This window comes from Streptosporangium sp. NPDC020145, from assembly GCF_040631275.1.
Taxonomy (GTDB): Bacteria; Actinomycetota; Actinomycetes; order Streptosporangiales; family Streptosporangiaceae; genus Streptosporangium.
Genome location: NZ_JBEXZT010000006.1, coordinates 206356 through 232029, shown reverse-complemented (window position 1 = coordinate 232029; position 25674 = coordinate 206356). Strand labels below are relative to the sequence as shown.

Annotated in this window: 27 protein-coding genes; 9 read left to right on the top strand and 18 right to left on the bottom strand. The window is 71.9% G+C overall.

Going from position 1 to position 25674, the window contains the following annotated elements; all coding sequences use genetic code 11:
• Window positions 1-30: 30 nt before the first annotated feature.
• The 10 genes from ABZ463_RS14485 to ABZ463_RS14440 all read right to left on the bottom strand — a co-directional run bounded on the left by ABZ463_RS14485 (window position 31) and on the right by ABZ463_RS14440 (window position 9561).
• Window positions 31-870, bottom strand: coding sequence for a nucleotidyltransferase domain-containing protein (locus ABZ463_RS14485; RefSeq protein ID WP_362776204.1), 840 nt, complete (start codon window positions 868-870; stop codon window positions 31-33).
• Complete coding sequence (locus ABZ463_RS14480; RefSeq protein ID WP_352011863.1) at window positions 867-1703, bottom strand: hypothetical protein; 837 nt, start codon at window positions 1701-1703, stop codon at window positions 867-869. The genes ABZ463_RS14485 and ABZ463_RS14480 overlap by 4 nt, the downstream gene beginning before the upstream one ends.
• Window positions 1700-2968, bottom strand: coding sequence for an MFS transporter (locus tag ABZ463_RS14475; protein WP_352011864.1), 1269 nt, complete (start codon window positions 2966-2968; stop codon window positions 1700-1702). The genes ABZ463_RS14480 and ABZ463_RS14475 overlap by 4 nt, the downstream gene beginning before the upstream one ends.
• Window positions 2965-3687, bottom strand: a complete 723-nt coding sequence (locus tag ABZ463_RS14470; protein ID WP_362776201.1) for a class I SAM-dependent methyltransferase — start codon at window positions 3685-3687, stop codon at window positions 2965-2967. Before ABZ463_RS14470 ends, ABZ463_RS14475 begins: the two co-directional genes overlap by 4 nt.
• Complete coding sequence (locus ABZ463_RS14465; RefSeq protein ID WP_362776199.1) at window positions 3684-5639, bottom strand: alpha-hydroxy-acid oxidizing protein; 1956 nt, start codon at window positions 5637-5639, stop codon at window positions 3684-3686. The genes ABZ463_RS14470 and ABZ463_RS14465 overlap by 4 nt, the downstream gene beginning before the upstream one ends.
• Window positions 5636-6226 carry a thiamine pyrophosphate-dependent enzyme gene (locus tag ABZ463_RS14460; protein ID WP_352011867.1) on the bottom strand — a complete coding sequence of 197 codons (591 nt, stop codon included), beginning with the start codon at window positions 6224-6226 and terminating at the stop codon, window positions 5636-5638. Before ABZ463_RS14460 ends, ABZ463_RS14465 begins: the two co-directional genes overlap by 4 nt.
• A gap of 7 nt (window positions 6227-6233) precedes the next feature.
• On the bottom strand, window positions 6234-6761 hold the full coding sequence (locus tag ABZ463_RS14455) for a thiamine pyrophosphate-binding protein (RefSeq protein WP_352011868.1): 528 nt from the start codon (window positions 6759-6761) through the stop codon (window positions 6234-6236).
• A gap of 61 nt (window positions 6762-6822) precedes the next feature.
• Window positions 6823-7941 (bottom strand): GNAT family N-acetyltransferase, encoded by a 1119-nt coding sequence (locus tag ABZ463_RS14450; protein WP_362776196.1) that lies wholly within the window; start codon window positions 7939-7941, stop codon window positions 6823-6825.
• Window positions 7926-8681 (bottom strand): YqcI/YcgG family protein, encoded by a 756-nt coding sequence (locus ABZ463_RS14445; protein WP_362776194.1) that lies wholly within the window; start codon window positions 8679-8681, stop codon window positions 7926-7928. The genes ABZ463_RS14450 and ABZ463_RS14445 overlap by 16 nt, the downstream gene beginning before the upstream one ends.
• Window positions 8674-9561 carry a nucleoside-diphosphate kinase gene (locus ABZ463_RS14440; RefSeq protein WP_352011871.1) on the bottom strand — a complete coding sequence of 296 codons (888 nt, stop codon included), beginning with the start codon at window positions 9559-9561 and terminating at the stop codon, window positions 8674-8676. The genes ABZ463_RS14445 and ABZ463_RS14440 overlap by 8 nt, the downstream gene beginning before the upstream one ends.
• Before the next feature lie 509 nt (window positions 9562-10070).
• Between ABZ463_RS14440 and ABZ463_RS14435 the strand changes: the two genes are divergently transcribed.
• From ABZ463_RS14435 to ABZ463_RS14420, 4 genes are all read left to right on the top strand, one after another.
• The gene (locus ABZ463_RS14435) at window positions 10071-10559 is read left to right on the top strand and encodes a hypothetical protein (protein WP_352011872.1); all 489 of its coding nucleotides are present in this window, start codon (window positions 10071-10073) and stop codon (window positions 10557-10559) included.
• A 42-nt stretch (window positions 10560-10601) separates the two neighbouring features.
• Window positions 10602-11804, top strand: coding sequence for a cytochrome P450 (locus ABZ463_RS14430; RefSeq protein ID WP_362776191.1), 1203 nt, complete (start codon window positions 10602-10604; stop codon window positions 11802-11804).
• Between the two features lie 137 nt (window positions 11805-11941).
• A complete protein-coding gene (locus tag ABZ463_RS14425) occupies window positions 11942-12358 on the top strand; it encodes a DUF2795 domain-containing protein (RefSeq protein ID WP_362776189.1) in 417 nt (138 codons plus the stop codon).
• A 46-nt stretch (window positions 12359-12404) separates the two neighbouring features.
• Window positions 12405-13313: a glycosyltransferase gene (locus ABZ463_RS14420; protein WP_362776187.1), complete on the top strand. Its 909-nt coding sequence runs from the start codon at window positions 12405-12407 to the stop codon at window positions 13311-13313.
• Window positions 13314-13338: 25 nt separating this feature from the next.
• Here ABZ463_RS14420 and ABZ463_RS14415 read toward each other — a convergent pair whose 3' ends face one another.
• From ABZ463_RS14415 to ABZ463_RS14405, 3 genes are all read right to left on the bottom strand, one after another.
• The gene (locus ABZ463_RS14415) at window positions 13339-14292 is read right to left on the bottom strand and encodes a glycosyltransferase (RefSeq protein ID WP_362776185.1); all 954 of its coding nucleotides are present in this window, start codon (window positions 14290-14292) and stop codon (window positions 13339-13341) included.
• Window positions 14289-14849 carry an HAD-IIIA family hydrolase gene (locus tag ABZ463_RS14410; RefSeq protein WP_352011877.1) on the bottom strand — a complete coding sequence of 187 codons (561 nt, stop codon included), beginning with the start codon at window positions 14847-14849 and terminating at the stop codon, window positions 14289-14291. Before ABZ463_RS14410 ends, ABZ463_RS14415 begins: the two co-directional genes overlap by 4 nt.
• A gap of 87 nt (window positions 14850-14936) precedes the next feature.
• On the bottom strand, window positions 14937-15692 hold the full coding sequence (locus ABZ463_RS14405; RefSeq protein WP_362776183.1) for a glucose 1-dehydrogenase: 756 nt from the start codon (window positions 15690-15692) through the stop codon (window positions 14937-14939).
• Between the two features lie 79 nt (window positions 15693-15771).
• Here ABZ463_RS14405 and ABZ463_RS14400 point away from each other — a divergent pair, with 79 nt between their 5' ends.
• Window positions 15772-16389, top strand: a complete 618-nt coding sequence (locus ABZ463_RS14400) for a TetR/AcrR family transcriptional regulator (protein WP_352011879.1) — start codon at window positions 15772-15774, stop codon at window positions 16387-16389.
• Between the two features lie 13 nt (window positions 16390-16402).
• Here ABZ463_RS14400 and ABZ463_RS14395 read toward each other — a convergent pair whose 3' ends face one another.
• Window positions 16403-16846 carry a DUF6098 family protein gene (locus ABZ463_RS14395; protein WP_362776181.1) on the bottom strand — a complete coding sequence of 148 codons (444 nt, stop codon included), beginning with the start codon at window positions 16844-16846 and terminating at the stop codon, window positions 16403-16405.
• Between the two features lie 378 nt (window positions 16847-17224).
• On the opposite strand from ABZ463_RS14395, the gene ABZ463_RS14390 reads away from it, so the two are divergent.
• Window positions 17225-17809, top strand: coding sequence for a hemerythrin domain-containing protein (locus ABZ463_RS14390; RefSeq protein WP_362776179.1), 585 nt, complete (start codon window positions 17225-17227; stop codon window positions 17807-17809).
• 101 nt (window positions 17810-17910) lie between these two features.
• Here the strand turns inward: ABZ463_RS14390 and ABZ463_RS14385 are convergent, their stop codons facing one another.
• The gene (locus tag ABZ463_RS14385; RefSeq protein WP_362776177.1) at window positions 17911-19122 is read right to left on the bottom strand and encodes a hypothetical protein; all 1212 of its coding nucleotides are present in this window, start codon (window positions 19120-19122) and stop codon (window positions 17911-17913) included.
• Window positions 19123-19404: 282 nt separating this feature from the next.
• Here ABZ463_RS14385 and ABZ463_RS14380 point away from each other — a divergent pair, with 282 nt between their 5' ends.
• Entirely contained in the window at window positions 19405-20658 is a 1254-nt protein-coding gene (locus ABZ463_RS14380; RefSeq protein WP_352011883.1) for a PP2C family protein-serine/threonine phosphatase, read from the top strand.
• 7 nt (window positions 20659-20665) lie between these two features.
• On the opposite strand, the gene ABZ463_RS14375 is transcribed toward ABZ463_RS14380, so the two are convergent.
• Window positions 20666-21325, bottom strand: a complete 660-nt coding sequence (locus ABZ463_RS14375; RefSeq protein ID WP_352011884.1) for a DUF2071 domain-containing protein — start codon at window positions 21323-21325, stop codon at window positions 20666-20668.
• Between the two features lie 88 nt (window positions 21326-21413).
• Window positions 21414-22991: an enolase C-terminal domain-like protein gene (locus tag ABZ463_RS14370; RefSeq protein WP_362776174.1), complete on the bottom strand. Its 1578-nt coding sequence runs from the start codon at window positions 22989-22991 to the stop codon at window positions 21414-21416.
• Between the two features lie 178 nt (window positions 22992-23169).
• Between ABZ463_RS14370 and ABZ463_RS14365 the strand changes: the two genes are divergently transcribed.
• Window positions 23170-24933 (top strand): thiamine pyrophosphate-dependent enzyme, encoded by a 1764-nt coding sequence (locus tag ABZ463_RS14365; RefSeq protein WP_362776172.1) that lies wholly within the window; start codon window positions 23170-23172, stop codon window positions 24931-24933.
• A 130-nt stretch (window positions 24934-25063) separates the two neighbouring features.
• Here the strand turns inward: ABZ463_RS14365 and ABZ463_RS14360 are convergent, their stop codons facing one another.
• Window positions 25064-25207, bottom strand: a complete 144-nt coding sequence (locus ABZ463_RS14360) for a hypothetical protein (protein ID WP_362776170.1) — start codon at window positions 25205-25207, stop codon at window positions 25064-25066.
• Window positions 25208-25410: 203 nt separating this feature from the next.
• Here ABZ463_RS14360 and ABZ463_RS14355 point away from each other — a divergent pair, with 203 nt between their 5' ends.
• Window positions 25411-25578 carry a hypothetical protein gene (locus tag ABZ463_RS14355; protein WP_362776168.1) on the top strand — a complete coding sequence of 56 codons (168 nt, stop codon included), beginning with the start codon at window positions 25411-25413 and terminating at the stop codon, window positions 25576-25578.
• Window positions 25579-25674 lie beyond the last annotated feature (96 nt).

Below are 25674 nucleotides of genomic sequence, written 5' to 3'. Positions count from 1 at the left end.
CGCGGGTCGTCGATGTGCTTTTCGCGGGCATCACTCGACTCCCATGTGCCGGCCCTGGGCCAGCCATTCGAGCCCGTCCTCCGGGTCGAGGGCCATGTCCCCGGCGATCCGGTCGACCGAGGCCGTGGTCATCAGGCCGGCGGACAGGTCCTCAAGGCCGCGGCGGGCGCCGTCGGGCAGCGCGCCCGGTTCGTCGAGCAGGCGTTTCGTGATGGGGTACCAGTACCCCCGGCCGATGAGCCGCGCGTGCGCGAGGGAGGTGGCGGCGGCGAGCACGTGCCCCAGGGCGCCGATCGTCTCTCCCGCCCTGACGTGGTCGGTCGCCAGCAGCAGGCAGCACGCCGCGCGCCCGCGCCACCAGGCGGCGGCGTTGTCCCGCAGCGCGACGGGGCAGGGGGGCCGCCCGACCTCACCGTGCACGGAGACCGAGAGCGCGGCCTCGCTCAGCAGGATGTAGGACGGCACACCGCTGTGGATCTTGGGGTAGGAGTGGACGAGGAAGGCCCCCCTGTCCGCCCGTTCCCGCTCGGCCTCCAGGTTCGCCAGCGGGCGCAGGCAGACGTCGATCCTGGGGGAGACCGGCACCGAGAACTCCGACTCCTGGAACGGGTGGCCGAGGTTGGCGGTGACGAGCTCGACCGGCTCGCTCCCCGAGGGGAGAGCGGGCAGCAGGCGGCGCAGCTCCGCCTCGGAGGGCACCTCCTCGACGTAGACGAGGATGTCCCAGTCACTGTCCGGGCTGGTCGGCCTGCCGCGGGCCCGTGAGCCCGCGATCCGGACGGAGCGGACGACGGGCGAGCCGGCGAGGCCGTCCACGACCTGGCGGACGACGGGCGGAAGCGCGGGGACGTGGGAGGCCGGCGTGGTCACGGACGCCCCCCGAGCCCCTGACCGCGCAGGTAGCGGGCCGCGGTCGCGCCGTGCTCCGTGCCGGGCAGCCAGTCCAGCAGGCCCGCCGCCAGCTCCTCGATCCGTGCGAAGAGCTCGGGTACGGCCGTCATGTCCCGGCGCAGCAGGGCGCCGGCCTCCACGAGCAGCCGGGGCCTGTCCACGGCGGCCGACAGGTCCGCGGTGAGGTGCCTGCCGAGGTTCTTGACCTCGTGCAGCACACGGTCGTCGGCGGCCAGGGCGCTGACGAGCAGGTGCTCGACCGCCAGGCGCAACTGGACCGAGGCGTCGAGCGGCAGCCCGTCGGCCTGGGCGGTCGCGGCCTTGCGATGGAAGTGGAGCGCGGTCAGGTAGGTGGTGGCGCAGTGGAACGCGGGCAGCCACCCCAGCTCCATCCGTTTCCGCCAGCGTTCGACCGTCTCGTCCCCGTGCAGGACCAGGCCGCCCCGAAGCCGGGACAGGAGCCTGATCTCCAGCACGTCGAGGACGGGCAGCTCCAGATCCGGGGTGCCCGGGTCCCCGACGCGGGACATCCCGGCCGCGAGCTCGGCCAGGCCGTCCAGCGGACGCAGCACCTCAAGGCTGATCACCGGGTCGCAGGAGTAGATGTGGTTCAGGCACAGGCTCATCGGCCGCACCACGCACGGCGTGCCGTCACCGGGTGGCGCCCAGCCGTACGGCGCGTCCACCACCAGCACGTTGACGTTGGAACCGCGCATGGCCACGCCCTCGGCCGTGGAGCCGGCCAGCACCACGCCGCAGCCGTCCGGCCAGGAGAAACGCCGTGCCAGCGCCTCAACGAGTGTGTCGCTCATACACCCCTCACCTCCGGCATCCGCCGGGCCGACTTGACGATCAGCATCGCCGGGACACAGACCAGGCCGCCCACCGCGGCCACCAGCAGGGCCGTACGCGTGGACGTCGTGTCCGCGAGCGCCCCCGCGACGGAGTACGAGATGGGCACCAGCACCTGGGACAGGGCCCAGTCGATGCCGAACACGCGCGCCACCTGGTCGCGTGGCACGGCGCTCTGCAACAGCGCCCCCCACAGGACCGTCGAGACGGCGAGCGCCGCGTTGATCACGAAACTGCCGGCCAGCGCGGGCCACGGCGACGAGTGGACGGCGAATCCCGCCAGGCCGCCCGCCATCACCCCCCACGCGAGGTAGAGCAACGGCAGCGTCCGCCTGTCGAGTGGCCTGCCTCCGACGAGGAGGGCGCCCGCGACCTGGCCGACCCCGCCGACGGCCAGGACGAGGCCGTACATCTCGGCGCCGCCGCCGACCTCGTTGCGCAGGACGTAGGGGACGAGCACGTTCCACGGCCCCATGACGCAGACGACCGCGACCGCGCCCGCGGAGAAGGCGTAGAGCAGCCAGCGGTGCCTCCACGCGTAACGCCAGCCGCCGAGGCCGTCGGCCAGCAGGTTCGCGCCGTCCCCGGGGCCGGGATCCCGCTCGGCGCCGACCCGCAGCAGGAACAGGAACGAGACGACGAAGGTGCCCGCGTCCAGCAGGAGCACCCAGTCCGCGCTGTAGTTCGCCACCAGGGCGCCGCCGGCCACCGGGCCGACCAGCCGCCACATCAGGGGCCGGATGGCCTGGTCGGCCGAGTTGGCGCCCACCAGGTGCTCGGGAGGGACCAGGGACTGCACCATCGTCGCGAAGGCCGGGACGAAGACGGCCTCGGCGGCGGAGAACAGGGCCAGCCCGCACAGAAGCAACCAGCCGTTGAGGAGACCGGCCATGCCCAGCAGGCCGAGGGCCGCCAGCGTGACCGCCCGGCAGAGGTCACCGGCCAGCATCACCCGCCGGGCGCCGAAACGGTTCACGAGCGCCCCGGCGACCAGCGCGGCGGGCAGTGCCGCCAGGGCCATCACCACCCCGATGGACGCCAGCGCCGTCGCGGTGTTGCTCATGGAGAGCACCAGCCACGGCAGCGCCACGAACATCATGCCGTCCCCGAGCAGCGAGACCGCGAACCCGGCCCACAGGTACCTGAAGTCCCGGATCCGGAAGGGCCGCAGCTGCGGCCGGTCCGCCATCCGCGACAGCAGGGTGGTCCTGGGCTCCCGGGTCATCCGCGCTCCGGCCCCGCGGGCGTCTCGAACAGGCAGTGCCAGTGGAAGGACCCCGGCGCCGAGTGCTCCGCGTCGTGGATCGACAGGGGTTCCGCGGGCCGGTTCAGCGTGACCAGCCCGGCGGCGTCGCAGTAGAAGTGCGGGTGCACCTTGTCGTCGTCGGCGTCGGGCCGTACGAAGGTCCCCTCCGCGACCTCGACGCCCTGCCCGTAGCCCCGGTTGCGCCGCGACAGCATCGTCACCTGGTAGAGCCCGCCGGGCCGCAGCACCCGGTGGATCTCCTGGACGGTCGCCCGCACCGCCTCCGGGTCTCCGTGGTAGATCGCGTTGTAGGCCAGCACGTAGTCGAAGTGGCCGTCGGGGTAGGGGAGCCGGTTCATCTGGCCGATCCGCAGGTCCACGTCGACCCCGGCCTGCTCGGCCGCCGCGCGTGTGTGCTCGACGGCGGTCGGGCTGGCGTCGACGGCCCAGCAGCGGAAGCCGGACCGGGCCAGGAACACCGCGTGCCTGCCGACCCCGCAGGCCAGGTCGAGCACGGTCCGCGCCCGCCGTTCACGCAGCAGGCCTACGGTGCCGGCGACCCAGGGGTCGACGGTCGACCAGTCGGCACGCCCGTCGCCGGTCCGCCACACCTGGTCCCAGTGCTGGTGGGCCGTGGTGCTGGCCGTAATACCGACCGTGGTGCCGGCCGTGGTGCCGCTCGTCTGTCCCTGGTTCACGCCCACTCCCGCACCCCGATCAGTTCCCGGTCGAGGCCGTCGACGGCGGGGGCGCCGAGGAGGGCCATCGTGTGGTCGAGTTCCTCGGTGAGGGAACGCAGGACGCCCTCAACCCCCTCCTGGCCGCGCGCCGCCAGCCCCCACAGCACGGGACGGCCCACCAGGACGGCCCGCGCGCCGAGCGCCAGCACGGTCGCCACGTGTGCCCCGGTGCGCACCCCGGAGTCGAACAGCACGGGCACCCGGTCGCCGACCGCCGCCACGACGGCGGGCAGCGCGTCCGCCGCGGCCACGTGCCGGTCGGACTGACGGCCGCCGTGCGTGGACACCTGGATCGCGTCCGCGCCTGCGTCCACGGCCCGCCGGGCGTCCTGGGGGTGCAGGACGCCCTTGACGACGAGCGGGAGCCGGGTGCGGGAGCGCAGCTCCGCGAGGTCCGCCCAGGAAACGGCCGGATCGGGGAACAGCTCGGCGACCAGACCGGCGGGGGTCAGGGAGGGGTCCCGGCGCCGCCGGTGGGCGAGCAGGTCGACGAAGCACGGGTCCTGGACGATCGCAGGCGGCGCCGTGTCGAACCGCCGGAACCCGTTGCGGGCGTCGCGGCTCCTGCGGCCGACCAGCGGGACGTCCACGGTGCACACCACCGCCCTGGCGCCCGCCTGTTCGGCCCGGCCGACCAGGGACCAGCTCACCTCGCGTTCCCGCAGCAGGTACACCTGCTGCCACAGCCGGTCCGGGGCGGCCTCGGCCACCTCCTCGACCGGGCGGGAGCTGAACATGGACAGGGTGAAGCCGAGCCCCAGGGAATGCGCGGCGGCGGCCGTGGCCACCTCGGCCCGGGGGTGGCACAGGGCCTGCAACCCCATCGGGGTGACCAGGAGCGGCGCGGAGAGCGGGGTGCCCAGCAGCTCGGTCAGGGTGCTGCGGGTGGAGACGTCCCGCAGCACACGCGGTGTGAGCGTCAGGGCGTCCAGGCGCTCGACGTTGCGCCGCATCCCCGACTCGTCCCCGGCGCCGCCCGCGCAGTAGTCGAAGGCCGCCTCGGTCATCCTGACCCTGGCCGTCTCGACGTCGGAGGGGCGGGCCGCGCGCTCCTCGATCCGGGGCCGGGGCTCGGGAACGGGGACGCCGGTCGCGGGCGGCGGGTCGGTCGCGTGGCCGTGTTCGGCAAGCTCGAACAGCCGCTCGACCCCGGCGAGGTCGGGAAGGACGTTCTCCAGACGCCGCGAGGCCATCAGGTCGCGCAGCACCCGGGAGGTCTGCGCCACCAGGTTGCGGATGACGACGTTGGCGAAGATCACGGTCACCGGGCCGTGCGCGGCGAAGGCCTCGGCGTCCACGCCGGGCAGCACGGTGGGGGCGAGCACCATGGGCCGCAGCGGGGCGATCCGCTCGACGACGGGGAGCAACTGGTCGGCGCTGGCCCGGTTGGCCTGCGCGAACAGGGCGTCCGCGCCCGCCGCGGCGTAGCGCCGCAGCCGCCGCACCGCCACGTCGGCCCCGTGCCCGGCGACCAGGGCCTCGGTCCTGGCGATGACCTGGATGGAACGGCGGGCGGCCACCATGGCGGAGATCCGCTCGGCGAACGCCTCGGCGCCCAGCAGCTCCCGGCCGCTGAACCGGTCGTCGAGGGAGTTCCGCTTGGGGAAGACGTTGTCCTCGACGCAGATGGCGGTGGCGCCCGCCTCCTCGTAGAGCTTGGTCGCGAGCACGGCGACCTCGTCGCTGCCCCTGCCGGTGTCGGCGTCGACGTAGATCGGCAGGGACGTCACGGCCCGCACCGAGCGGACGATGGCGGCCACCTCGGTGACCTCCAGGACCTCCCGGTCCGGGACACCGCGGCTGGCGGACATCTCAAGGCTGCCGAGCCACAGGACGTCGGCCCCGGCCTCCTCCGCGAGCAACGCGGTGATGGGGCTGTGCACGCCTATGCCGATGCGTAACTCGTTCATTGGGCTGTCTCCTGCCGGGAAACGTCTTCACGGAACCGCGCGATGAACCTCTCGGTGATCTCGGCCGGGTGGAAGGGGACCCGGGGCGGAGGCGGGCCGCCGTCCGTCGCGACGAGGACGTGGACCAGGCCGACGTGCCCTCCGCCGACCGCCGCGGACAGCGCCAGGGAGAGCGCGTCGCCCTCGGCCACGGAGACGGCCGTCGAGTACCCGCAGGCCTCGGCCATCTTGACGAAGGAGAACCGGGGCGCCGGTGACCCCTGCCCGCCGGTGCTCTCGTACATCCCGTTGTCCAGCACCACGTGGACCAGGGGGCCGGTGGCGGCCGCGGCCAGCGGCGCCGCCGACAGCCCCATGAGGGTGTTCCCGTCGCCCTCGACGGCGAAGGCCACCGCCCCGGACAGCTTCGAGAACCCGACGGCCATGGGGAGGGCGAGCCCCATGCTGCCCATCATGTAGAAGTTCTCCGCCCGGTCGGAGAGCGCGTACAGCGCGCGGGGGATGAGCCCGTTGCCGGTGAAGACCGCCGCGTCCGCCGCGTCGGCCGCCCGTGTGACGCGGGTGAGCGCCTCGCCTCTGGTCAGCATCCGCCGCTCACGCCCCTTCCGGCGCGCACAGGACGGCGACGGGGATCCGGGAGGAACGCGCGGTGCGCAGGGCCGCGCGCAACCGCTCCGCCACCTGCGCCGGGTCGGCCAGCCGGCAGCGCAGTACGGGGATGCCCAGCGCGTCCAGTACGGCGGGGGCGGGCCCGCCGATGACGTTGTGGTGGGGGACGTCCCGGCCGTCGTGCCCGGCCCAGGAGACCATCAGCACCAGAGGGACGCGGTAGACGAGCGCCAGGCTGGTCAGCGCGTCGACGCACGTCCCGAGCCCGGCGCTCTTCATGAACACCAGGGGTGTCGCGCCCGCCAGGTACGCGCCCGCCGCGAGCGCGACGCAGTTGTCCTCCCGCGTCCCGGGCAGGTAGCGGTCGGCGGCGCGGGGGTGTTCCGCCAGCCCGCTCAGGAAACCCGCGAGGTGGGAGTCGGGCACGCCGGTGATGAAGTCGTATCCGGCCGCGAAGACCTCCTCGGCCAGCACGGGAGTTCGCTCGGTTTCTCGCGCGGCAATGACATCCAAGTCTGCGTCTCCAGTTCGCCGTGCACTCGCTGTGCTGTCGGGGGGTGCTGCCGGGTGGTTCTCAGGGCGGGTCGTCCCGGCGTGCGGCACGTTCGATCCACGGGGTGAGTCCTCCGCGGAGGTCGGTGACCCAGATGTCCCGCCTCGCCCCGTGGCATCCCCGCCACTTCTTGCTCCGCTCGTAGCCCAGCCCGTAGTCGATCGTCCGTACCCCCTCCTCCCGCGCGGCACGGACCGGGGTGTAGAACATCACGTCGAAGTAGGTCCTGCGGCAGGCCGGGTTCTCGTAGTCGAAACCGCACCAGAACACGTGCCACTGCTCGCCGTACCGGATGAACAGGCTGAACGCCAGCAGTTCGTCGCCGGCGGAGCGGCTGTGGAACAGCCGGAGGCGCTGCGGCGGGAAGAGCGAGGTGAGCCGCTCCAGCCTGGACCACTCGGTCTCCGGCGTGCTGTACCCGCCGTACTTCCCGACGAGGTTCATCCGCAGGCGGATCTCCGCCGCGCCGGGGACGTCCGCGGGCGCCGGGGCGGTGCGCACTCCGGCGCGGGCGAGGTCGCGAAGGTCCCACCGCACCTTCTGGCGGCTGGTCTTGGGGAGCCGGGCGACGTACTCGTCGAACCCGCCCCGCGGCACGTCGAGGACCGACCGCACCGTGCCGGGGATCCGCGACCACGCGGGGGAGGCAGAAAGCGCCGAGCACAGCGCGGGACCCGCCGCGTACAGCACCGCCGCGCAGACCGCACCGGCCTCCCGCGCCCACGCCGTGACGGCGGCCAGCAGATCGCCGACCCGCTCGGGTGAGGGGCCGCCGGGGCCGACCACGCCGGCGTCGTAGCCGGGCTGCACGATCGCCAGGAACGGGAAGCAGAGCGAGCGTTCCGGGGCCTCGCCGGGCGGGCGCCGCTGGTCGGGGAAGACGGGCGGATCACGCCACATCAGCTCGTGGAGGTTGAACGACTCGTAGCAGTCCGGGTCCTCGATCAGGTATCCCGTGGTCGCGGCGAGGGTGACGCCGTCGCGCACGAGCCGGAAGTAGTGGCCCCGGCCCGGCGGTCTGTCCCCCATCATCTCCAGCCACGCGGGCGAGGTCAGGAAGGTCAGGTCGGGCCAGCGCGGCGGCAGGACCTCGTCGACGACGAGCCGCGCCCCGTCCCCGGCCCTCAACGCCGCTCCCATCGGATGGGGCACCCGCCGGTCAGCGGCCGTCCGTCGATCTCGGGAAAGTACTGCTTCCACTTCTCGGCCGTCGATCCCAGGCCGTCTCCGGCGTCCGAGAGCAGCGGAACGTCCTCGTACCGGGACAGGCTCCGGCGGATGCGCCGTTTGGCCGCGCGCCCCGCCGCCGTCGAACCGCCGATGTTCCCGAAGACGCTCCGGGACTGCATCGCGATGAGGAGGCACTGCCCCAGGGCCCGGCTGCGCCGGGGGCCGTAGGCCGGGCACATGCCGAAACCGAAGAGCCGTTCGCCGCCGAAGTTGAAATCCCATTTCGGGTCGTCGGGGTCGTCGGGAACGTCAGGGGGGCGTGGTCCTCTGTCAGACGAATGCAGGCCGGAAAGGACCTTCCAGAAAAGGGCGCGGTACCCTGCGAAGTCGCGTTCGCCGGACGGCGGGCCGACCATGAGGAGGAACGAAAGACGTTCTTCGGGGGAACCGCGCTGGATCCCGATGAAATGCGCGAGGTCGCGGGCCACGGCGGCCACCTCGCCGGAGAAGTCCCGGCGCAGGTTCATGAACGTGTAGTAATTGTTTCCCGCGGCTTCGCCGATGGCGCCGAAGTGGCAGGGGTAGGGAAAGGGATGGGTGGAGAGCAGGGCGTCACGGATTCGCCGCCGTTCCCGGGAGACCCATTCGGGGGAGTCCTCCGGCGGTTCCTGGGCGCTCGTCCACATCCGTGCGGAGGCGCTCTCACCCACGCGCGTCACCGCCCGCGACCGGGTCGGGATAGGCCACCGGCGGGAAGTACTGCGAGGTCGCCAGGACGGCCCTGGACCAGGGGTCGACCCTGATTCCGTAACCCTGGAGCGCGGTCCACAGCCGGTCGGTGTCCAGCGGTGGCCCCTCGGGGGTGAACGTGGAGCCCAGGGCCCGGCGCAGGAGCAGGTCGGCGGAGCCGTCCAGGCTCTTCGCGACACGGGCGACGAGCTCGTCGTCGAGCGGGGTCTTTGGCGTCCCGGCGAGGTCGTGGGCCACGGAGGCGGCCTCGGAGTCCGGTAGGAGCTCCCACAGGTGGGCGATCAGGACCCTCCTGAACTGGTCTCTCACCTGCAGGAAGCCGCGGTTCTCCCCGGTTCCCGGCGCTCTGTCGAGCAGGGAGGCGAGGGTGCGGGCCCCCGGCGTCGCGAGCTGGGCGTGGCTCTCCGGCAGCTCGCCGCGGCCGAGGTTGCCCCACTCCCTGACGAAGAACGTCCGCCAGTCCAGTTCGGCCTCCTGCGGGCTGTCCGAGGCGTGCAGCAGGCCGAGGATCGTGTTGACCGCCCCGTAGCGCAGCCGCAGGGAGGAGGGGGAGGCCCGTTCGAGCGGTCCGGAGCCCTTCATCTCGGTGAAGCGCCGGTGGATGTCGGGCCCGCCGGTCAGCAGGAGCGCCAGTGAGGGCCCGAGCCGGTACAGCGCGTCGATCGCGCGGTACCGGTAGGTCCCGAAGTGGATCCTCCTGAGGGCCAGGTCGTCGTAGATGACGTCGAGCAGGAGACTTCCCGGCTGGACGACCCGTGCCGCCACCTCCTCGCAGCCGGCGTTCAGCACGTCGTCCACGATTCGGCGCCCGAGCCCGCGAATGAAGGAATCGGGGCTCACGACGACCACAAGATTACGGGACCAGTCCACGGCCTTTCACCTCTCGTACGCTCAATAGAATTTCAAGAGGTTGTGCAGTGTTTCCGGACGGGCGGGAAATGAGGGTCGCGCGTCCGTTTGTCATCTTTCCGGAAACGCGGAGGGAACCCTTCCCGAGAACCGTTCCGCTATAAGGAAAGCACTGTCCCGCACGCCTGGCTGAAAAACGGCTCCCGGTGCGAGTGAATATGTTCGACTTCAAGAGCATGCGACATGTCAAGAAAGCGCGTCAACCGTGAACGGGCGATTGACGCCACGGGTCCGGCCGGTCCGGCTCGTCCCGTGTGTGACGGATGTCTCCGTTCGCGGGTGGGACCTGGGGTTTCGCGGATCATGTCCCGGCCCGTCGCGCATCCGGCGGATGAAGTGTGATCTACGTCACTCATGGAGCCCGGCGGGTTCCGGCGGAGGGTGGACGCGCGGTCCTTCACTCCCGCCGGAAAGAGGCGTACACTTCGTAAAGTACGTACTTGACGTTCATTGCGGAGTTGGCGCTTGTGGACCCTTCGGAGACCGAGTTCGTCGATCGCATGGGGCTGATCATGGAGCGTATGGGCAGGACGCGCACGATGGGCCGCCTGCACGCGTGGCTCATGATCTGCGACCCGCCCGACAGGTCCCTCACCGAGCTGGCGGCCGAACTGGGCGTGAGCAAGACCGCGGTCAGCACGGTCGCCAGGCAGCTGGAGCTGAGCGGGATGGCGGAGCGCGTTCCGACCGCCACCCGTGAACACCGCTACCGGACGGCCAGCGGCGAGTGGGCCGAGATCGTGCGGGCCCAGCTGGCCGCCGTCAGGCAGAGCCTCGACACGCTCGACCTCGGACTGTCGATCGTCGGCGACGACCGGCCGGACCAGCGCGCCCGGCTGAAGGAGACCCGGGACTTCTACGCCTTCGTCCTGCAGGACGCGGACGGGATGCTCGAGCGCTGGAAGGAGTACCGCGAGAAGACGTCCTGACGTACCGCATCAGGCAGAGGGATCCTCAACCAAGGAGAGGCGATGTCAGGCATCGTCGAACGGTACGACATCCCCAAACAGCACTTCTGGCTGCACGGGCCCCGATCGGGCCCGGCGGTCGAGTTCGACAGCCGGACCGGGCTGTGGAACGTCTACGGATACCAGGAGACGCACGAGGTCTTCAGCGACCCCGCGACGTACTCCTCCGACACCATGCGGGTGATTCCCCAGGAGATGTCGTTCGGCGAGGAGTTCTCGCTGGACGGCTTCATCACCCAGATCGACCCGCCGGAGCACGGCAAACTGCGCAAGCTGGTCAGCAACGCCTTCACCAGGAAGGTCGTGGCGGACCTCGAACCGAGGATCGCCGCCCTCACCAACGAACTGCTCGACGCGGCACGTGAGCAGGACCGCTTCGAGCTCGTGCGCGACCTGGCCTATCCGCTGCCGGTCATCGTCATCGCCGAGCTGCTCGGCGTGCCCAGCGGCGACCGCGCCCTGTTCAAGCAGTGGGCCGACGCGCTGTTCCAGCGTGACGCCGAGATCTCGCTCAACCGCTCGGAGGAGGAGCGCAAGGCGGACGTCGCGGCCACGTTGAAACCGTGGCGGGAGATGACCGCCTACCTCGCCGCCCACGCGGCCGAACGCAGGCGGCAGCCGCGCGCCGACCTGCTCACCAGGCTGGTCCAGGCCGAGGTGGACGGCGAACGCCTGCCCGACGACCAGGTGGTCAACTTCGCGATCATCCTGCTGCTCGCGGGACACATCACCACGACGATGCTGCTCGGCAACACGGTGCTGTGCCTGGACGCCTTCCCCGAGCAGCAGGCCAAGGTGCGCGCCGACCGGTCCTCGATCCCGGCCGTCATCGAGGAGGCGATCCGGTACATGACCCCCTTCGCCCTTCTCGGCCGCGCCACCACCCGGGAGGCCGAACTGGGCGGCGTGACGATCCCGGCCGACAAGATGGTCATGGTCTGGCTCGCGGTGGCCAACCGGGACCCGCGCCAGTTCCCCGATCCCGGCGTCTTCAACCCGGGCCGTGACCCCAACCCGCACCTCGGGTTCGGCCGGGGCATCCACTTCTGCCTGGGCGCGCCACTGGCCAGGCTGGAGGGACGGGTCGCGCTGGACATCCTGCTCGACCGCTTCGAAACCCTGCGGACCGACCCGGACGACCCCGTGCTGTTCATCCCCACCCCCTCTCTGACGGGGGTGCGCCACCTCCCGCTCATCCAGGGATAGGCACCGTACGGCCGCCCCTGGAGATCCGTCTCCGGGGGCGGCGCCTGTCCCGGCCACGCCGCTCGGCGGTCCGGTGGTGGGTAGCCGCCGGCATACGGGGCAGGGGCAGGAGTATGAACTCGGAAGGGGGACCAGAGATGGAACGGGGAAGCACCAAGCACGGTCCGCGGCTGGACGACGAGCAGAAACACGAGGCTCAGGGCATCGTCCAAGGAGGAGAGGACAGCAGCGTCGAGGAGTGGAAGGAGCCGGAGCCCCTCGACGCCCCCGGCGAGAGGGATCTGGCCCCGGGGCCCCGGCCACCCGGGCACGAACCGGGCTCCCCGGAGGAGATGACCCCGCAGGAGGTGGACAGCCGTAGCGTCCTGGCCCGCTGGATCAGCGGCACCCACGCGTTTCCCGCCGACCGCGCGACCCTGCTGGCCCGCGCCGAGGCGCAGTCCGCGCCGGATCCGGTGCTCTCCGCCCTGCGGGCGCTGCCCGACCGGACCTTCGCCAACGTCGAGGAGATCGCCGAAACGCTCGGGTTCGGCGGTGGGGAGCAGCGGGACTGACCGGCGGGTACGGCCCCGCCGTACCCGGGAAGGGGGCCCGCCGGAGATGGGCGACACGACGCCGGAGAGGAACGGGGCGGACGGGCCGAGAGTGACGGTCGTGGTCGCCAGCCGCGACCGCCGCGCCGAGCTTGAGCGCTCCCTGCCTCGCCACGAGGGGCCGGTGATCCTGCTGGACAACGGCTCGGCCGACGGCAGCGCGGAGATGGCACGACGGCGCCTCGCGCACGTGCGGGTCGTCGAGCTGGGACGAAACCTGGGCGCGCCCGCCAGGAATCTGGGGGTACGGCTCGCCGGGACGCCCTACGTCGCCTTCGCCGACGACGACTCCTGGTGGGCCGAGGGCGCCCTGGAACGGGCCGCCGACGTGCTGGACGCCCATCCCCGGCTGGCGGTGCTGGCCGGGCGCGTCCTGGTCGGCCCCGAGGGCCGGCCCGACCCGGTCTGCGCGGAGATGGCCGCCGGTCCGCTGGGTGCGGAGCCGGACCTGCCGGGGCCGAGCGTGCTGGGTTTCCTGGCGTGCGGGGCGGTGGTACGGCGGGAGGCCTACCTGGCCGCCGGAGGCTTCGACAAGGTGGTGTTCTTCTTCGGGGAGGAGGAACGCCTGGCCCTGGACCTGGCGGCGGCCGGATGGGGACTGGCCTATGTCGAGACCGTGGTCGCCCACCACCATCCCTCCCCGGCGCGGGACCCCGGGGGCAGGCGGGCGCTGGCCGCCCGCAACGCCGTCCTCACCGCCGTCATGCGGCGGCCGTGGCCGGTGGTCGCGCGTGCGGTGTCGTCGGCCGCGCGTGGCGGGCCCGCGGGGCTGCGGGGAATCCGGGACGCCGTGGGAAGGCTGCCCGCCGCGCTGGCGAGCCGCCGGACACTGCCGCCGTGGGTGGAGGCGGCCCGTGACTCACTGGAACGACCCGAACGGCGCCATGACCGGCCACGGGAGACCGGGGGCGCCTGAGCCCCACGCACGCCCGCGGGGCCCCTCAGGCCGTTCGCGTGAGCAGGAGGTCCCAGTCGGACAGGAAACGGCCCAGGCCGTACCGGGCGAGGGCGGCACGCCTGGCGGCCTCGCCCGTCCGCCTCGCCAGGGCGGCGTCGGAGGCGAAGGACTTCAGGGCGGCGGTCAGGGTGGCGACGCGGGTCGAGATCACCCCCGCTCCGGCGGGGACGGCCTCCACGGCCTCCGTGGTGGCCAGCGCCACGACGGGCATGCCGAGCAGCATGGCCTCGATGAGGGACAGGCCGAGCGAGGTCCACCGGTAGGGGTGCAGGTAGACGCGGCGCCGGGCCAGTTCGGCGTGCATCGCCCGCTGGGGAAGGTCCTCGAACGTCCCGGCGGGCACCCCCAGTGCCTCCGGCAGGCCGGTGGTCCGCATGCCGAAGACGTCGAGCGGTACGGTCGCGGCGAACAGAGGGAGCAGGTCGGTCCCGGCGACCCGCTCGCGCCTGACGGGCTCGTTGACGACGACCCCCGCACGCGGTAGCTCGCCGGTGTAGCGGTGACCGGGGTCCACGACGCCGTGCTCGATCACGTGTGTCGGCGCCCGGCCGCAGTCCCAGAACAGGTCGTTGAAGTGGGTCACGTGGACGACGGGGACGCCGGACTGCCCGGCGAGGGGATGGCGGGTGCGCGGGACGTCGCCCACGGGGGTGTTGTGCTCGACGTAGACGGCGGGCACGTCCCGCCCGGGACGGCGGCCCAGCCAGTCCTCGGCGAGTTCGAGCTCGTGCGGCCGTTGCAGGACGACCAGGTCGACCTCCTCCTCGCGCAGCCGGTCCCAGGAGACCTCGTGCACCGGATCCGGCCAGGGGTAGGTCCGTGCCCGGCCACGTCCGTCGGGGCCACGGTCGGGCACGAGCGGCACCAGGTAGTCGTGGTCGCCCTGGACGAACGCGGTGGTCCAGGAACCGTGCACGTGCCACAGCAGGATTCTCATGTCGGTTCCCCGGGGTCGGTGGACGTGTCAGGAGGCGGGCGCAGCGCCCGTTCGACGGCGCCGGGGAGATCGGCGGCGACCTCGGGCGCCGCGGCCACCTCCTCGGCAAGGGTGACGGGGGTGGGGACGAGGATGCCGCGGGCCCCGGCGGCTCGGGCGGCCTCCACGTCGCGCCCGATGTCCCCGATGACCACGCAGTCGCGGACGTTCACCCCGAGGACGGCCGCCGCCCGAAGGACGAGCCCGGGAGCGGGCTTGCGGCAGCCGCATCCGTCGTGCTCGCCGTGGGGGCAGACCGCCCACACGTCGAACGGGCCGAGGATCTCCTCGACGCGGGCGTTCACCGCGCGCAGTTCCCGCGCGCCGATGAGTCCCCTGGCCACCCCCGACTGGTTGGTGACCACCCCGACGGGCACGCCCGCCCCGCGCAGCCGGGCGAGCGCCCGCCGGGCCCCGGGCATCGGCCGTACCCGGTGCGGATCGGCGTTGTAGGGGACGTCGACGATCAGTGTGCCGTCACGGTCGAACAGGACGGCGGCTGGGCGAGGGACGGTCAACGGCACCTCCGAGGACGGACTCGCACGAGAACCTCCCCGCGACAGGGCCGTGCTCTACCCCCGAACAGGTCAAGCAAACGATGCCCTTCACAGGCCGGAGCCGCCCGTGGCGTCGACGACCCGGCCGCTCACCCAGCGGGCGTCGTCGGAGGCGAGGAAGGCCACGATGTCCGCGACGTCCTCGGGGGTGCCGACCCGGCCGAGCGCCGACAGGGCCGCGGCCCGCTCCCAGGCCTCGGGATCGGCGCGCAGCCAGCCCGCGTTGACGTCGGTGTCGATGATCCCCGGTGCGACCGAGTTGACGGTGATCCCGCGCGGGCCGAGCGCCTTGGCGAGGTTGAGGGTGAAGGTGTCCAGCGCGCCCTTGGTCGAGCTGTAGGCGATGATCTCGGGCAACGCCATACGGGCCGCGCCGCTGGAGACGTTGATGATCCGGCCGCCGTCGTTGAGCCGGGGCAGCGCGTGCTGGACGACGAAGAACGGTGCGCGGACGTTCACCGCGAACACCTTGTCGAACTCCTCCTCGGTGAGGGTAGCGATGCCGGCGCTGCGCCCGATGCCGGCGTTGTTGACCAGGATGTCGACCCGGGCGTCGCCGGTCACGGCGTCGAAGGCCGCCCACATGGCCTCGGCGTCGCCGTGCTCGCCCAGTTCGGCGCGGAGGGCGAAGGCCCGTCCGCCGTCCTTCTCGATGCTCTCGACGGTCTCCGCCGCCGCCGCGCCGTCCTGGGCGTAGGTCAGCACGACGGTGGCCCCGTCGCCCGCCAGCCGTCGCGCGACGGCCCGGCCGATACCCCGGCTGCCCCCGGTGACCAGCGCGACCTTGTCCGTGAGACGTCCCATGACGAAACTCCTTTGTTGAGTGATTGCTCAAAAAATACGGTAGCACGGATTATTGAATGAGTGCTCTAGAATTTGTGTCATGACCGAGAGCCGCCGGGGCCGCCCCCGCACCTTCGACCGTGACGAGGCGCTGGCCAAGGCCGTCCGCCTGTTCTGGGACCGCGGCTACGAGGCCACTTCGGTCAGTGACCTGACGGAGGCGATGAACATCAGGCCCGCGAGCCTCTACGCGGCCTTCGGTGACAAGAAGTCCCTGTTCAAGGAGGCCGTCGTCGCCTACCAGAGGGCGGCGCCCGCCACCTTCGCGAAGATCGCCCTGCGTGAGGAGCGCACCGCCCGCGGCGCCTTCGCGCGCATCCTGCGCGAGGCCGCCGAGGCCTACACCGACCCGTCCCACCCGGCGGGCTGCCTGATCATTCGCTCGGCGACCAACGTCAACCCGAGGGACGCCGACATCGAGGCCTTCCTCCGCGACATCCGCAACGCCAACGTCGCCGTCTTCACGGCCCGTCTCGACGAGGCCGTCCGCGCGGGCGAGTTGCCGGACTCCGTCGACACCCGGGCCCTGGCCCGGTACTTCGGAGCCGCTCTCCAGGGTCTGTCACAACAGGCGGCCGACGGCGCGACCGCCGCCGACCTGCGCCCGGTGGCCGAACTCGCCATCGGAGTCTGGCCGGCGCCACCGGAGGCTCCCTGAGCGGCCGCAGGCGCTACGTGGAGTCCTGGCCGACCTGGAAGCACCGCCGGTAGCGGCGTTTCGCCTCGGCGATCGCGCTCTCGCCGATCCACGCCACCGGTACGGTGTCCACGACCAGAGGTTCGTGGTCGGGGCCGGAGGCGACGACACGTCCCTCCAGCAGCCACGGGCGACGGCGCTCCTCCTGCCCCTCGTCCAGGTCGCCGTACTTGCAGAGCCGCCGTGCGATCCAGTCCTCGGCGGGCCTGGTCCACCACGGCTCCGGGCCGATGGTCGTGACCGACAGGCCGGGCAGGTCCACGTCGGCCTCGTAGTCGCGGCTGCTCTCCTCGGCGTCACGCTCGGGCCCGTGAGAGTAGCGGACGAACAACCCCGGACGTTCGGTGACCAGGTCGACCAGCTCGCGGAACGTCCGGACGACCGGAAGGCCGGCCCGCGAACCGGCGGATCGCCTCATACCCCTGGTTCCCGCCGCGGTACCCGGCGTCCCGCGGACGGTTCTCCGCCACCGGGGACGTGTCCGGTCCGCGCCGCGCGAACGGTGGTCTCCTGAGGGTGGCCCATCGACGTCTCTCCTCCCCATGGATACCGGCACTACTTTCCGGGTGCTGGGGGCGATTAACCACTTCCAGTCGATCCTTGCGGCAAAGGTTGACAAATGCCGTAAGTCGCCGAGTCGCCCGCCGGGCATGCCCGCCACCCCTCATGAGCCTCCGCCCGGACCCTTTTCCTGCCCGTCAGGCCGTGGATGGAGAGGTTTTCCACGCGGCGCGGGCGTGCCGCAGATAAGGGGAGCGGGTGGGGGTACGGCCAGCCGTACCGAAGGGAGAGTTCTATGAGCCAGGCTCAGACCATCCCCGAGCTCATGGGGGAGAACGACGTGATCGACCTGCTGCTGCGGCAGCACGCCCTGATCCGTGACCTTTTCGACGAGGTCGAGCGGGCGGCCGAGGGGGAGCGGGACGAGCCGTTCCGGCGGCTGGTGCGGCTGCTGGCCGTACACGAGACGGCGGAGGAGGAGGTCGTCCACCCGTACGCCCGCCGTAAGATCGACGGCGGTGAGGAGGTGGTCGAGGACCGGCTGGCCGAGGAGAACGAGGCCAAACGGCTGCTCACCCGGATGGAGAAGGCGGGGACCACCGATCCCGCCTTCCCGGCGAACCTGACCACGCTGCGCGAGGCGGTGACCGCCCACGCCCGTGCCGAGGAGCGGTACGAGTTCGTCAGGCTACGGGCGGAGACCACCGAGGCGGAACGGCGCGCGATGGCGGCCGGAGTGAAGGCGGCCGAGGCGATGGCGCCGACCCACCCGCATCCGGGCGTGGAGTCGGCGGTCAAGAACCTGCTGGTCGGCACCCCGACCGCGATCATGGACCGGGTTCGTGACGTCATCCGTGACGCCATGGGTGGAAAGGGCTGACGCAACGGCGCCGCCGTTCGGAAAGATCCCTCCGCCGCCACGGTCCCGTGATCACCGGGCCGTGGCGGCGGAGCCCCGGACGTCCGGTGCGGAGGTCCCGCTCAGCCGAGCCTGCGGCCGGCGCGCAGACTGGGCACCGGGTGCGGTCCCTCGGTCTCCAGCCGGTACTCCTCGCCGGACTTGGCGCGGTTGTCGTCCATGACGATCTCGCTGGGCGGCCGCTCCCCGCCCATGATCTCCTCCTGCCACCTCTCGAAACGCTCGTGCGCCTCCTGGACGTAACCGGTGCCGAGGGTGGTGTAGTCGATCTGGGTGGCCAGCAGTTCGCGCAGGTAGGCCTTGTTCGGCTCGAAGGTCACCGGTGCGGGCAGCGCGGGGGCGACGACCTCCTGGGGGTCACGGCCGTCGTGCCGCTCGAACAGCTCGGCGGCGATGCGCAGGTGTTCGAGCTCCATGTTCAGGTGCAGTTCCCAGATCGCCTTGACCCTGGGGTCGGACTCGGTCTCCATGAACGAGTGGTACAGGTAGCACTCGTTGTACTCGTGGTTGAGCAGCATCTCCCACCAGGTCTCGCCGGGATCGACCAGGGACTCGTAGTGGGTGACGTGCTCCTCCTCGACCAGCCCGATCTCCTGGTAGAGCCGGCGGGCGATCGGCTCCATGTAGGTCGGCCCGACGTTCATGTAGAAGTTCATGGTCTGCTGCTCGGCGGACATGATGGTCAGCGCGTGCAGCTTGGAGATCGGCGCGGCGGCGGACCTGTCGTACGGCTCGCGCAGATTGTCGATCGGGTGCCGGTGGTGCAGGTAGGTCGGTCTGCCCGGCATGACCTCCGTCAGGTTGTCGACGATCTTCTCGGCCCTGCGGTGCTCGATCATCTCGTACAGGTTGGCGTAGCGGTACAGGTGATCGAAGTCCTCAAGCACGCCGAACTGGTAGGCCTGCTTGAGGTAGGGGTCGGGTTCGGATCGGGCCACCCAGGCGGTCAGGTCGACCGCGACCTGCTCGTAGGCGATGGTGGTCTCCAGCACCGAGGCGAGCCCCGGCAGCAGCCAGTTGACGGCCTTCTGCTGCTGGGCCTCGATGTAGCGGACCTGCGCCAGCTGCTGCTTGACCGCCGGGTCCGGGCAGTGCCGGGAGAACTGGTGGCTGAACAGGATCGCCTCGACCTCGATGCCGTTCATCGTGATGATCCGGCACCGGGTGTACGGGTCGGTGTGGTCGGGGTCGATCGGCGTCACGTCCAGTTCACGCCAGTTGCGTAGCTGCCGGTCCAACGGAATGCCGCGTTCCCGCAACGGATTGAAGGACATCTCGTCCCTCCTCTGTAGGGTGTGAGGCGCGCCCTCCATACCCTCCCGATGAGGTGTCAACCGGGCGGTGTCCTTCCTTGGGGAACGGACCCGGCTCTCGTGACCCGGTCTTACACCGGCCTTGCCGGACGCGTCCGGCAAGGCGTGCGACCTTCGAGGGCGACGTTGCGTTCCCCGGAATCCGGGAATCCCGTCTTTAGTGATGATTAACGACAAGTCGCTCGGGGTGGGGAGGCGCCACAGGCTGACGCGGCCGGCCACGATGCGGACAGGGGGTGGCCGATGTCCTCCTCACGCGATGTCACGGGGATGCTGACCGGCCTGCTGGAGGCCAGTCATCTGGCGGAACTGGAGCGCCTGCCGTTCCTGGTCAGCGAGTACGCCGCCCGCGCGGGACTTCGGGAGGTGGCGATCTACCTGGCCGACCTCCAGCAGACGGTGCTGCGGCCCCTGGCCGGGCCGGAGGAGGCCGGTGGGGAACCGGAGGAACTGCGCATCGACGCCACCCTGGCCGGGCGCGCCTTCCAGGAGGTGCGCCCGCTGGCCAAGGCCGGCGCCGACGGGCGGGCGGACCACTGGTGGGTGCCGGTGCTGGACGGCACGGGACGGCTGGGCGTGCTGCGCGTCCGGCCGCCGGAGGACGACCAGGCGGATCGGGACGCCATGCGGCATCTGGCCTCGATGGTGGCGTTGCTGCTGGTCAGTTACCGCGAGCACAGCGACTCCTACGCCCGGTTGGTGCGCACCCGGCCGATGAACGTGGCCGCGGAGATGCAGTGGAACCTGATGCCGCCGCTCACCTTCGCCAACCGCCGGGTCACGGTCAGCGCGGTCATGGAACCGGCCTACGAGGTCGGCGGGGACGCCTTCGACTACGCCATCGCCGGTGAGACCCTGCATCTGGCCGTCTTCGACGCCATGGGACACGACACCTCGGCGGGGCTGACCGCCAACCTCGCGATGGCCGCCTGCCGGAACCACCGCCGTCAGGGCATGGGACTGGCGGACAACAGCGAGGCGATCGAACGTGTGCTGATCGGCGAGTTCGGCAGGACCACCCGGTTCGTCACCGCGATCATGGCCGACCTGGACATGACCACCGGCCTGTTCGGCTGGGTCAACCGCGGCCACCACCCGCCGGTGGTGATCCGCCACGGTCGCTGGGTCACCACCCTGCGGTGCGTCCCGGCCCACCCCATGGGGCTGAACCTGAACCTGCCGGTCACCTCGTGCCGGGAACAGCTGGAACCCGGGGACCGGGTGCTGCTGTACACCGACGGCATCACCGAGGCCAGGGGCCGTACCGCCCAGGAGTTCGGGCTGCAACGGTTCGTCGACTTCGTCGTCCGTCACGACGCCGCGGGCCTGCCGGTGCCCGAGACGCTGCGCCGCCTGACCCACGCCGTGCTGGACTACCACGGCGGCCGTCTGCAGGACGACGCCACCGTCCTGCTCGTCGAGTGGCACGGCACGGAGGGCCGCCGGTACGACGGGCCGGAGGGCCTGCGTTCCGCGCTGACCGGTGAGCGCGCGTGAGCGGCCGTCAGGACAGGTTCCACATCCCCACCCGGACCCGCACCCCCGAGGAGGCGTGCAGGAGCGGATCACCCTCGGGGGAGGGAAGGCCCCCGGCCCGCAGGAGGTCCTGGTCGAGACGGACCAGGCGGGCGCGGCGCAACGGCCACGGCCGGTGCTCGACCTCGGCGTGGGCAGGCCTGCCTCCGACGACGGTGAACAGCCGGTAGCGCTCGGTGAGGAAGTCGGTGAGTTCGTCCCGCTCGGTGTCGAGCAGCGGGGCGCCGAGTTCCACGTCGGCGTCGCACCGGGCGCCCGCGGGGCCGATCAGCCGGCGCCGGCAGCGGTAGGCCCGCCGTTCCCCCTCGACGCGCACGGACATGTCGGACCAGTGGTAGGGCAGCCCGTAACCGGCCCTGCCGCCCAGGGCGGGAAGGAGCCGCCCGGCGTCCAGCGACAGGAACCACAGGCCGCGGCGCCCCCGCGCGTCCCGCACGTAGGTGCGCACGTTCGTCTCCGGGAACCGCGACAGCCATGGCAGGGCCGGTGTTCCGGGCACCCGTACGTCCTCCATGAGGAAGGGCGTCAGGCCGACCCACGCCGAACCGTCGAACTCCTCGGCCGTGAGCCAGCCGGGAAGCAGCGCCTGGACCTGGGCGGGGGAGTAGCGCCAGTGGATGAAGGTCATCTGGGACCACCCGTGGTACATCACCGGCCGGGTGATCCGTGGAGGCTGTGTCGTCCGCATCCTGTATCGCTACCCAGGAGCGGCCGGTTCAGGGGTGTTTGAGAAGGTCGATGACCGCGCGTTCCGCCGCGCCGTGCGTGGCCGGGCCGTCGGCCTCGCCGAGGTCGGTCAGCGCCCGGTGGATGGTCCTGCCCCGTTCGTAGGCGGTGACGACGCGGGGGTCGACATAGGAGGCGCGGGCGACCGCGGGGGTGTTGCCCAGGTGCCCGGCGACCTCCCGCATGACACGGGCGACGGCCCTGCGGCGCCCGGCCCGGCTGCGGACCCGCCGCGAGACCGCCAGGCCGACGGCGGCGTACACCGTGGCGTGCCAGGTACGGAAGTCCTTGGCGCTGACCTCGGTCTCCATGCGTTCACGCAGGTAGGCGTTGATGTCGTCGCTGCGGACGTCGACCCAGGAGCCGTCGTCCTCGTAGCGCAGCAGCTCACCCTTGGCGCCGGTTCCGCGCAACGCGGTGACGACCTCGCACACGTCCGGATCGTCCAGTTCGACCTCGCGCAGCCTGTTGCCCTTCGCCGGGTAGCGGAAGGAGACCCGTCCGCGTGAGCAGGTCACGTGCTCCATCCGCATCGTCGCCAGCCCGAAGGACTCGTACGCCTCGCCGCCCACCCGGAACAGCCCGATGTCGAGCATGCGGGCCGCGGCGGCCAGCACCCGCTCGCGCGTCAGGCCTGGCTGGTCGAGGTCGGCCTGCACCTTCTTGCGGAAGTCCGGCAGCCTCTCCGCCAGCTCGGCGACCCGGGCGAACTTGAGCCGGTCCTGCTCCTCACGCCAGACGTCGTGGTAGCGGTACTGCCGCCGCCCGGCCGCGTCGGTGCCCACGGCCTGGATGTGGCCTTCCGCGTCGCGGCAGATCCACACCTCCCGCCAGGCGGGTGGCAGCGCGAGCGCCCTGATCCTGGCGAGCGTCCCACGGTCCCTGACCGGGCGCCCGTCGGCGTAGGCGTAGGAGAAGGAGCGCCCGCGGCGTCTGCGGGTGATGCCGGGCTCGGCCGGGTCGCTGTGGCGCAGTTCGTGCATGCCGTTCCCACTACCCCGGGAGCGGCTCTCATCCAGATGGCGCGTGTTCGGTGTGGACAGCGCGACATGCAGGTGCAGCTGCGGCGCGCAGTGGCCGGAGACCTGCAGGTTCCAGGCGGCGGCGACCGTCGCGGCGCACCGCCACCGCGGGAGGCCGCCGCAGCGGGTGACGTCGGCCTGGAGGCAGTCGACGGCACCGGCCATGCGCCGGAAGTAGCGCAGGTCGTAGCCGTACTCGCCCGCGGCGACGTCGGCCTGTACGGCCTCGCGCACCCGGCGCAGCCCGGAGAGGTCGTCGGAGGAGACCGGCTCCTCGAACCAGCGCACGTCCCACTCCTCAAGCTCGGCGGCGAGCCGGATCGCCTCCTTGGCGGTGTAGGCGCCGTTGGCGTCGACGTACAGCTCCGCCTCCGCGCCGATCGCCTCACGTGCCCGCCGTACCGGACGGACGTCCCTGCCCCGCCCTATCTTGAGCTTCACCCTGGGGATGCCGTCCCGGTGGACCCAGCCGCCGAGCTGCCCGGCCAGTTCGGCGTCGGTGGGCACGGTGCAGACGGCCGCGGTGATCTCCTCGACCGTGGTCACGGCGTCCTCCTCTCCGCCGGTTCCGGCCCGATCGTGGATCCGGCCGGTGGGGGAGTCCGGACGCCCGCCGTTGTTCCCGGTGGGCGCGCGCAATCCTATGTCCGAGTTGTCATGCTTTGTCGTTTGATGTGCCGGGGTGGGGGTAGGGCGGGCCCTGACCTGCGGATCGGGGGACGCCATGCGCGAGATCGTGGGAGAGAGCCTCGCCGAACGGCTCATCGACTGGGGCGTCGACACCGTCTTCGGACTTCCCGGGGACGGCATCAACGGCCTGATGGAAGGCTTCCGGCGCCACCAGGACAAGCTGAGGTTCCTCCTGGTGCACCACGAGGAGGCGGCGGCCTTCATGGCCACCGGATACGCCAAGGCGACCGGCAGGCTGGGGGTCTGCGTGGCCACGTCGGGGCCGGGAGGCATCCACCTGCTCAACGGCCTCTACGACGCCAAGCTGGACCACGTGCCGGTGCTGGCGATCACCGGAATGCAGGAGACCTCCCTGCTGGGCAGCCACTACCAGCAGGAGGTGCACCTGGACCGGCTGTACCAGGACATCGCCGGATACAACCTGATGATCACCAACCCGCAGCAGATGCCGGGCGTGGTCGACCTGGCGATCCGCGAGGCACTGGCCGGGCGGACCGTGTCGCACCTGACGTTCCCCAACGACATCCAGATCGCGCCGGTCGAGCAGGACCCCTACCGGCACCCCGCGCCGGGCGCGCCGCCGTCGAGCCTGCCCACACTCGACCGCCCGCCGCCGCCCCCCGAGGAGGAGGCGCTGCGCGCGGCGGCACAGGTGCTCAACGCCGCGAGCAAACCGGTGATCCTGGTGGGCGCCGGGGCCCTGCACGCCCGCGACGAGGTGATCGCGGTCGCCGAGAGGCTCGGCGCGCCGGTGGTGAAGACCCTCCCGGGCAAGGCGGTGGTCCCCGACGACCACCCGGTGACCACCGGGGGCATCGGGCTGCTGGGGACGAAACCCAGCGAGGAGGCCATGGAGGAGTGCGACACGCTGCTCATGGTCGGCACGTCCTTCCCCTACGGCAAGTACCTCCCCGAACCCGGCAAGGCGCGGGTGGCGCAGATCGACGTCGACCCCGCGCTGATCGGGCTGCGGCTGCCCGTCGAGGCGCCGGTCGCCGCCGACGCCAAACTGGCGCTGCGGGCGCTGCTGCCGCTGCTGACCGGGACGGACGGCTCGTTCCTGGCCAGGTACCGGGGTGAGATGGACTCCTGGCGGGCGAGGATGGCCGCGTTGTGCGACGCGAGCCGGGAACCGATCGCCCCGCAGTACCTCATGGGATGCCTCGACGAACTGGCGGCCGAGGACGCGATCCTCACCTGCGACTCCGGCACGATCGCCACCTGGGCGGCCAGGCACTGGACGATCCGCGGCGACCGGCGCTTCTACCTGTCGGGCAACCTGGCCACGATGGCGCCCGGCCTGCCGTACGCGATCGCCATGCAGCACGCCTTCCCCGGGCGGCAGGTGATCGCCTTCGTCGGGGACGGCGGGTTCGCGATGCTGATGGCCGAGTTCCTCACCGCCGTACGGCACGAGCTGCCGATCAAGGTGGTCGTCAACAACAACAACGCCTACGGGCAGATCCTCTGGGAGCAGATCGTCCTGGGCTACCCGGAGTACGCGGTACGGCACCGGCAGCCCGAGGCGGACTTCTCCTCCTGGGCCCGGGGCTGCGGCGCCTACGGTGCGAAGGTCACCGCCCCCGGTGAGGTGGCAGGCGCCGTGCGCGAGGCACTCGCCCACCCCGGCCCCGCCCTGGTGGACGTGGACGTCAACCCGAACGAGCCGCCGATGCCGGGGAAGGTGAGCTACGAGCAGGCCAAGCACTTCACCGAGGCCTTCCTGCGCGGTCAGCCGCACAAGGTGGCCACCCTCGCCACCGTCGCCCGCGACAAGATCAGTGAGCTCAGGTCATGACCGCCCAGGTGGTCCTGCCCGGCCCCGTGACACGCGTTCCGGCCCTCGCCGTCGACGTCGCGGCACTCGAAGGCGACCTGTCGGCGGAGGTGGACGGCGAGGTCCGCTTCGACGCCGGATCCCGCGGCGCCTACTCGACGGACGCCCCGAACCACCGGCAGGTCCCCATCGGCGTCGTGGTGCCCAGGACCGTCGAGGCCGCCGTCGCCGCGGTGGCCGCCCACCGGCCGGTCACGGCGGCGGTCGCCCCGCTTCGAGTGCGGTCGATCGGCACACGCGCGGCGCGGCCGTGTCAGACGAGGGCCGTAGGACCTCCGCCCAGGAGGGTAGACGGGAGATCATCCGGCGGGAGGAACCGGGAGCGCGATCACCGGCCGAGAATCAGCAGTGCGGCACCGGAGATCATCGGGGCGTCCGGTGACCGCAGCCACAGAATCCGCACGCCGCGTTCTTCGCGTATCCAGCACAGGAGTCCACGTGACCCGTCTTCGTCCCGCGTTCACCGTCGTCGCCGTCACGCTGTCGGCCGTGGCCTTCGTGGGGGCACTGTCCCTCCCGGCCCAGGCGCAGGCCCAGCCTCCGCAGCCCTGCACCACCGGCCCGAACGGCCCCGCCTGCCACGCGCCCGGCGTCGACCCCAAGTAGCCCGGCCGGTCCGTTCCTCACACACAGGTCAGGCACGGCTCAGCCGGGGCACGGGCCCCTCGCCCGGGTCCGCCGGAGCGCCGTGCCGCCTGTGAC

Bases quoted from the DNA above. Each gene is read 5' to 3' on its own strand.
- ABZ463_RS14420 (WP_362776187.1), top strand. From the start codon at position 12,405: ATGGGCGACACGACGCCGGAGAGGAACGGGGCGGACGGGCCGAGAGTG.
- ABZ463_RS14415 (WP_362776185.1), bottom strand. From the start codon at position 14,292: ATGAGAATCCTGCTGTGGCACGTGCACGGTTCCTGGACCACCGCGTTC.
- ABZ463_RS14475 (WP_352011864.1), bottom strand. From the start codon at position 2,968: ATGACCCGGGAGCCCAGGACCACCCTGCTGTCGCGGATGGCGGACCGG.
- ABZ463_RS14390 (WP_362776179.1), top strand. From the start codon at position 17,225: ATGAGCCAGGCTCAGACCATCCCCGAGCTCATGGGGGAGAACGACGTG.
- ABZ463_RS14430 (WP_362776191.1), top strand. From the start codon at position 10,602: ATGTCAGGCATCGTCGAACGGTACGACATCCCCAAACAGCACTTCTGG.
- ABZ463_RS14480 (WP_352011863.1), bottom strand. From the start codon at position 1,703: ATGAGCGACACACTCGTTGAGGCGCTGGCACGGCGTTTCTCCTGGCCG.
- ABZ463_RS14395 (WP_362776181.1), bottom strand. From the start codon at position 16,846: ATGAGGCGATCCGCCGGTTCGCGGGCCGGCCTTCCGGTCGTCCGGACG.
- ABZ463_RS14405 (WP_362776183.1), bottom strand. From the start codon at position 15,692: ATGGGACGTCTCACGGACAAGGTCGCGCTGGTCACCGGGGGCAGCCGG.
- ABZ463_RS14380 (WP_352011883.1), top strand. From the start codon at position 19,405: ATGTCCTCCTCACGCGATGTCACGGGGATGCTGACCGGCCTGCTGGAG.
- ABZ463_RS14450 (WP_362776196.1), bottom strand. From the start codon at position 7,941: ATGGGAGCGGCGTTGAGGGCCGGGGACGGGGCGCGGCTCGTCGTCGAC.
- ABZ463_RS14465 (WP_362776199.1), bottom strand. From the start codon at position 5,639: ATGAACGAGTTACGCATCGGCATAGGCGTGCACAGCCCCATCACCGCG.
- ABZ463_RS14385 (WP_362776177.1), bottom strand. From the start codon at position 19,122: ATGTCCTTCAATCCGTTGCGGGAACGCGGCATTCCGTTGGACCGGCAG.
- ABZ463_RS14460 (WP_352011867.1), bottom strand. From the start codon at position 6,226: ATGCTGACCAGAGGCGAGGCGCTCACCCGCGTCACACGGGCGGCCGAC.
- ABZ463_RS14375 (WP_352011884.1), bottom strand. From the start codon at position 21,325: ATGACCTTCATCCACTGGCGCTACTCCCCCGCCCAGGTCCAGGCGCTG.
- ABZ463_RS14400 (WP_352011879.1), top strand. From the start codon at position 15,772: ATGACCGAGAGCCGCCGGGGCCGCCCCCGCACCTTCGACCGTGACGAG.
- ABZ463_RS14425 (WP_362776189.1), top strand. From the start codon at position 11,942: ATGGAACGGGGAAGCACCAAGCACGGTCCGCGGCTGGACGACGAGCAG.
- ABZ463_RS14365 (WP_362776172.1), top strand. From the start codon at position 23,170: ATGCGCGAGATCGTGGGAGAGAGCCTCGCCGAACGGCTCATCGACTGG.